The following is a 5,648-nucleotide window of genomic DNA, read 5'->3' on the forward strand; positions in this document are numbered from 1 at the left end:
GGCTGGCCTCGGTCGGGGTGGACTCCTGGGCCGTGGACTACGGGCTGCTCGACGCCTCGGGCGCGCTGCTGGGCAATCCGGTGCACTACCGGGACGGCCGGACGGCGGGCGCGGACGAGCGGGTGGCGGCGCTGCTGCCGCCCGCGGAGCTGTACGCGGCCACCGGGGTCCAGCACCTGCCGTTCAACACGGTGTACCAGCTGGCCGCGGCCAAGGGCTCGCCGCAACTGGCGGCGGCTAAGCGGCTGTTGCTGATCCCGGACCTGATCTCCTACTGGCTGACGGGCGAGGCGGGCACCGAGCTGACCAACGCCTCGACCACGCAGCTGATCGACCCGCGCCGCCGGGACTGGGCGCGTTCGGTGGCCGAGGCGGTCGGCGTGGACCTCGGCCTCTTCCCGCCGCTGCGCCGCCCGGGGGACGCGGCGGGCGAGCTGCTGCCCGAGGTGCTGGAGGAGACCGGCCTGACCGGTCCCGTGCCGGTGACGGCGGTCGGTTCGCACGACACCGCCTCGGCGGTGGCCGGCGTTCCGGCGGAGGGGAGCCGTTTCGCGTACATCTCGACCGGCACCTGGTCGCTGGCCGGGGTCGAGCTGGACGCGCCGGTGCTGGGCGAGGAGAGCCGCCGGGCGAACTTCACCAACGAGCTGGGCGTGGACGGCACGGTGCGGTATCTGCGCAACATCATGGGTCTGTGGCTGCTCCAGGAGTGCCTGCGGGCGTGGGCGGCGGGCGGGGCGCGCCACGATCTGGACGCGCTGCTTGCCGAGGTGGCGCGGTCGGCGCCGCTGCGCTCGGTGGTCGACGCGGGCGACCCGGAGTTCATCCCGCCGGGCCGGATGCCGGAGCGGATCGCGGCGGCCTGCCGCCGCACCGGGCAGCCGGAGCCGCGGAACGCGGCCGAGACCGTGCGATGCGTGCTGGACTCGCTGGCGCTGGCGCACCGGGCGGCGGTGGAGGACGCCGTGCGGCTGTCGGGACGGGTGGTGGAGACGGTGCACATGGTGGGCGGCGGCGCGCGCAACGAGCTGCTGTGCCGGCTGACGGCCGACGCCTGCGGGCTGCCGGTGGTGGCGGGCCCTTCGGAGGCGGCGGCGCTGGGCAATGTGCTGGTGCAGGCGCGGGCGGCGGGGGCGGTGGCCGGCGGGCCGGCGGAATCGCGCGCACTGCTGCGCGCGACGCAGCCTCTGCGGCACCATGAGCCCTCGGGCGGCCGGGCGGTCTGGGACCGGGCGGCCGCCCGGCTGGCAGCCGGCCGACGGGCCGGCGGCCGAGGGAAGGAGTGAGGATGCGGGTCGCGCTCTTCGTCACCTGTGTCAACGACACGCTGTATCCGCGCACGGGCCGGGCCGTAGTGACGCTGCTCGAACGCCTGGGCGTGGAGGTCGATTTCCCCGAGGAGCAGTCGTGCTGCGGGCAGCCGCACTTCAACAGCGGGTACCGGCACGAGACCGAGCCGCTGATGCGCCGTTTCGCGCGGGCGTTCGACGGCTATGACCACATCGTGACGCCGTCCGGCTCCTGCGCGGCGATGGTCAGGGACAACTACCCGCGGATCGGCGCCAAGGCGGCGGCCGAGGGGCGGGGTCCCGCGCTCGCGGAGGCCGCGGCCTCGGCGGTGCCGCGGACGTACGAGCTGACCGAGTTCCTGGTCGACGTCCTGGGGGTGACGGACGTCGGCGCGTACTACCCGCACACGGTGACCTACCACCCGACCTGCCACGGGCTGCGGATGCTGGGCCTGGGCGACCGCCCGGCCCGGCTGCTGCGGGAGGTGAAGGGCCTGGAGCTGCTGGACCTGCCGGGAGCGGAGGAGTGCTGCGGCTTCGGCGGGACGTTCGCGGTGAAGAACGCGGCGGTCTCGGCGGCGATGGGCGCCGACAAGGCGCGGAACATCACGGCCACCGGCGCGGCGGCCGTCTGCACCGTGGACAACTCGTGCCAGACGCACATCGGCGGCACGCTCTCCCGGCTCGGCTCGCCGGTCCGCCCGGTCCACATCGCCGAGATCCTGGCGAGCACGGAGGAGGAGCAGTGGTAGGCACGGTCAGCGGCACGGGCGGGCGGCGGGGGGCGCGATGAGCGGGACCTATCTGGGCATGCCCGCCTTCCCCGAGGCGGCGCGCGAGGCGGTGGCCGACACCCGGCTGCGGTCCAACCTCACGCACGCCACGCACACCATCAGGGACAAGCGGGCCAAGGCGGTGGCCGAGCTGCCGGACTGGCCCGAGCTGCGCGCGGCGGGCGCGGCCATCAAGGACCGGACGCTGCGCCATCTGGACCACTATCTGGAGCGCCTGGAGGAGAAGGTCACCGCGGCGGGCGGCCAGGTCCACTGGGCGGCGGACGCGCGGGAGGCCAACCGCATCGTCACCCGCCTGGTGCGGGAGACGGGCGAGGAGGAGGTCGTCAAGGTCAAGTCCATGGCGACGCAGGAGATCGGCCTGAACGCGGCCCTGACCGCGGCGGGCATCCGCGCCAACGAGACCGACCTGGCCGAGCTCATCGTGCAGCTCGGCGACGACCTTCCGTCCCACATCCTGGTCCCGGCCATCCACCGCAACCGGGGTGAGATCCGCGACATCTTCCGCGAGCGGATGGCGGACTGGGGCCGCCCGGCGCCCGACGGGCTGACCGACGCCCCGGCCGATCTGGCGGAGGCGGCGCGGCTGCACCTGCGGGAGAAGTTCCTGAGCGCCAGGGTCGGCATCTCCGGCGCCAACTTCATGGTGGCCGAGACCGGCACGCTGGTCGTCGTGGAGTCCGAGGGCAACGGGCGGATGTGCCTGACCCTGCCGGAGACGCTGATCTCCGTGGTGGGCATCGAGAAGGTGGTGCCGAGCTGGCGGGACCTGGAGGTCTTCCTCCAGCTGCTGCCGCGCTCGTCCACGGCGGAGCGGATGAACCCGTACACCTCGATGTGGACCGGGACCACCGGCGAGGACGGGCCACGGGCGTTCCACCTGGTGCTGCTGGACAACGGGCGCAGCGACGCCCTGGCGGACACCGTCGGGCGCCAGGCGCTGCGCTGCATCCGCTGCTCGGCCTGCCTGAACGTGTGCCCGGTCTACGAGCGGGCGGGCGGTCATGCGTACGGCTCGGCCTACCCCGGGCCGATCGGGGCGATCCTCACCCCGCAACTGCGCGGTGTGACAAGCGAGTTGGATGCCTCGTTGCCCTATGCCTCGTCGCTGTGCGGGGCGTGCTACGAGGTCTGCCCGGTGGCCATCGACATCCCCGAGGTGCTGGTGCACCTGCGGGAGCGCGTGATCGAGGGCGGAGAGGTGACCGTGCGCGGCACCAGGACGCGTGTGCGCCCCGCGCGCGGGCACGCCGGGGAGCGTGCGGCGATGCGGGCCGCGCGCTGGGCGCTCGACCGCCCCGGAGTGCTGCGGGCCGGGCAGCGGGTGGCGGGCAGGGCACGGCGCCTGACGCCGCGGCGGCTGCCGGGACCGGGACGGGCGTGGACGGACAGCCGCGACATCCCGGCGCTGCCCGCCGAGTCGTTCCGCGACTGGTGGCGCAGGAACCGCGGCCGGAAGGGCGGCGGGCAGGGCGGTGGGCAGGGCGGTGGCACGGGGACCGGTGGCACGAGGAGCGCGCCATGAGTGGCCGGGACGTGGTGCTGGGGCGGGTGCGGCGGGCGCTGGCCGACGTGCCGCGCGGCGAGACGCCGGAGGAGGTGCGGGTCGCGCGGGACTACGCCGAGACCCACTCCCCCGCCGACGCCGTGGAGACGCTCGCGGAGAACCTGGCGGACTACCGCGCCCTGGTGCACCGCACCGACGCGGCGGGCCTGCCCGGACTGATCGCCCGGCTGCTGGCCGAGCGCGGCACGCGCACCGTCGTGGTGCCGCCGGGGCTTCCGGCCCGGTGGCTGTCGGAGGTGGACGAGGACGTCCACCGGATGGCGGACACGGCCCGGTCGACCCCGTACGAGCTGGACGCGGCCGACAGCGTGGTCACCGGCTGCGCCCTGGCCATCGCCGAGACCGGGACGCTCGTCCTGGACGGCGGCGAGGACCAGGGGCGCCGCCGCATCACCCTGGTCCCCGACCACCACGTCTGCGTGGTGCGGGTGCCGGAGCAGGTGGTGGACTCGGTGCCGCGGGCCTTGCCGCGCCTCGTTCCGGAACGCCCGATGACCTGGATCTCCGGCCCCTCGGCCACCAGCGACATCGAGCTCGACCGAGTGGAGGGCGTGCACGGCCCGCGTACGCTGGAGGTGATTCTCGTCACCGAGTGAAGGGGTCGATCGCCATGGAACCGCTCGACGCGTTCGACCAGGGCCTCGCGGAGTTCGGTGGCCGGGTGCACCGGGTGGACGGCGACCGGTGGGACGCGGGAACGCCCTGCCGGGCGTGGTCGGTGCGGGACCTGGTCAACCACCTGACGGGCGAGCACCTGTGGGCGCCCTGGCTGCTGCGCGGCGCGACGCTCGCGGAGGTGGGCGACCGCTTCGCGGGCGATGTGCTGGGAGACGATCCGGTGGCCGCGTGGGACGCCGCGGCCGAGGGCTCGCGCGAGGCGTTCCACGCCCCCGGCGCGCTGGACACGCCGGTGCACACCAGCAGCGGCCTCACCCCCGCGGACGAGTATCTGCGGCAGATCACGCTCGACCTGGCCGTGCACGCCTGGGATCTGGCCCGGGGCGCTGGCCTCGACGACGGCCTCGACCCCCGGCTGGCGGAGCACGGGCTCCGCTACGCGGAGTCGGTCTCGGACGCGTTGCAGGGCTACGGCATGTTCGACCCGCCGGTGCCGGTGCCCGCGACGGCGCCGGTCCAGGACCGGCTGGTGGCGCTCCTGGGACGGCCGCCGGGGTGAGGTGCGGCTGCGGGCGCCGGCGGCTCGGGGCCGATCCGGCTCCGGCTGCCTAGAGCAGGCGGGCCGTGGGGTGCTCCGGGGTCAGCAGGTGGGCGGTGACATGGATGGCGTGCGGGACCAGGAGGGCCGTGAGCTGGTCGATCGCCTGGTCCTGGACCTTCCGGCCGGTGGCGGGGTCGACGGTCTCCAGGAGGAAGACCACGTCGGTGGAGCCCGGGGTGACCTTGGTGCGGTCGCTGTCGCGGTGGTTCCAGTGGCGGGTCAGGACGCTCTCGGCGTCCGCGTAGACGACCTCGCCCGGCCGCGCCTCCTCCACGGTGTCCGGCTCGCCGAGCGGGGTGAACGCGTCACCCGGGACGGCGAACCGCAGGTCGATGTCGCCGCTGACCGCCGCGAGGTCCAACGCGCCCGAGGGGATGCCGTGGATGACCGAGACGGCGTTGTAGGCGTCCACGGCCGGGCTGATCCGCGGCAGGCGGCCGGTCTTGCCCAGGCGCCTGGCCAGCGCGTCCATGCTGGGGCGGAACCGGCGCGGGTTGGTGCCGAAGGCGCGGTAGGCGGCGTGCCAGGTCGCGAGCGGGGGGTCGGTCTCCGCGGGCGGACTCCACCCTCCCTCGGCAGCGGCGGCCTCCAGGCCGGACAGCAGCGGCTCGGTCTCCGGCCAGGGAGCGTCGCCGCGCACGCCCTCGGCGACCACGGCCGCCACCGCCAGGGCGGGAAACGCCTCACACACCGCCGCCGCCACGCGCAGCTCCGTCATCCCATGTCTCCTTCCGGGCCCGCCCCACGCGGGCCCGGAAGGAGACATGGGATGACGGAGC

At 75.0% G+C, this 5,648-nt stretch carries 6 protein-coding genes; 5 read left to right on the forward strand and 1 reads right to left on the reverse strand.

Going from position 1 to position 5,648, the window contains the following annotated elements:
* The 5 genes from ADY01_RS31705 to ADY01_RS31725 all read left to right on the forward strand — a co-directional run.
* A partial coding sequence (locus ADY01_RS31705) for a rhamnulokinase (RefSeq protein ID WP_049580178.1) occupies nucleotides 1-1,286 on the forward strand: 1,286 nt, incomplete at its 5' end.
* A gap of 2 nt (nucleotides 1,287-1,288) precedes the next feature.
* Nucleotides 1,289-2,041 (forward strand): (Fe-S)-binding protein, encoded by a 753-nt coding sequence (locus ADY01_RS31710; RefSeq protein ID WP_049580179.1) that lies wholly within the window; start codon nucleotides 1,289-1,291, stop codon nucleotides 2,039-2,041.
* A gap of 37 nt (nucleotides 2,042-2,078) precedes the next feature.
* Nucleotides 2,079-3,608, forward strand: coding sequence for a lactate utilization protein B (locus ADY01_RS31715; RefSeq protein WP_049580180.1), 1,530 nt, complete (start codon nucleotides 2,079-2,081; stop codon nucleotides 3,606-3,608).
* Nucleotides 3,605-4,246, forward strand: a complete 642-nt coding sequence (locus tag ADY01_RS31720) for a LutC/YkgG family protein (protein WP_049580181.1) — start codon at nucleotides 3,605-3,607, stop codon at nucleotides 4,244-4,246. Before ADY01_RS31715 ends, ADY01_RS31720 begins: the two co-directional genes overlap by 4 nt.
* A 14-nt stretch (nucleotides 4,247-4,260) precedes the next feature.
* Nucleotides 4,261-4,827 (forward strand): TIGR03086 family metal-binding protein, encoded by a 567-nt coding sequence (locus tag ADY01_RS31725; protein WP_049580183.1) that lies wholly within the window; start codon nucleotides 4,261-4,263, stop codon nucleotides 4,825-4,827.
* Nucleotides 4,828-4,876: 49 nt separating this feature from the next.
* Here the strand turns inward: ADY01_RS31725 and ADY01_RS31730 are convergent, their stop codons facing one another.
* Entirely contained in the window at nucleotides 4,877-5,587 is a 711-nt protein-coding gene (locus ADY01_RS31730) for a B3/4 domain-containing protein (protein WP_049580182.1), read from the reverse strand.
* Nucleotides 5,588-5,648 lie beyond the last annotated feature (61 nt).

It is taken from the genome of Streptomyces sp. SBT349, from assembly GCF_001083795.1.
GTDB lineage: Bacteria > Actinomycetota > Actinomycetes > Streptomycetales > Streptomycetaceae > Streptomyces.

What these genes read in the sequence shown, in the direction of transcription:
- ADY01_RS31710 (WP_049580179.1), top strand. Translation starts at nt 1,289, where the DNA reads ATGCGGGTCGCGCTCTTCGTCACCTGTGTCAACGACACGCTGTATCCG.
- ADY01_RS31715 (WP_049580180.1), top strand. Translation starts at nt 2,079, where the DNA reads ATGAGCGGGACCTATCTGGGCATGCCCGCCTTCCCCGAGGCGGCGCGC.
- ADY01_RS31720 (WP_049580181.1), top strand. Translation starts at nt 3,605, where the DNA reads ATGAGTGGCCGGGACGTGGTGCTGGGGCGGGTGCGGCGGGCGCTGGCC.
- ADY01_RS31725 (WP_049580183.1), top strand. Translation starts at nt 4,261, where the DNA reads ATGGAACCGCTCGACGCGTTCGACCAGGGCCTCGCGGAGTTCGGTGGC.
- ADY01_RS31730 (WP_049580182.1), bottom strand. Translation starts at nt 5,587, where the DNA reads ATGACGGAGCTGCGCGTGGCGGCGGCGGTGTGTGAGGCGTTTCCCGCC.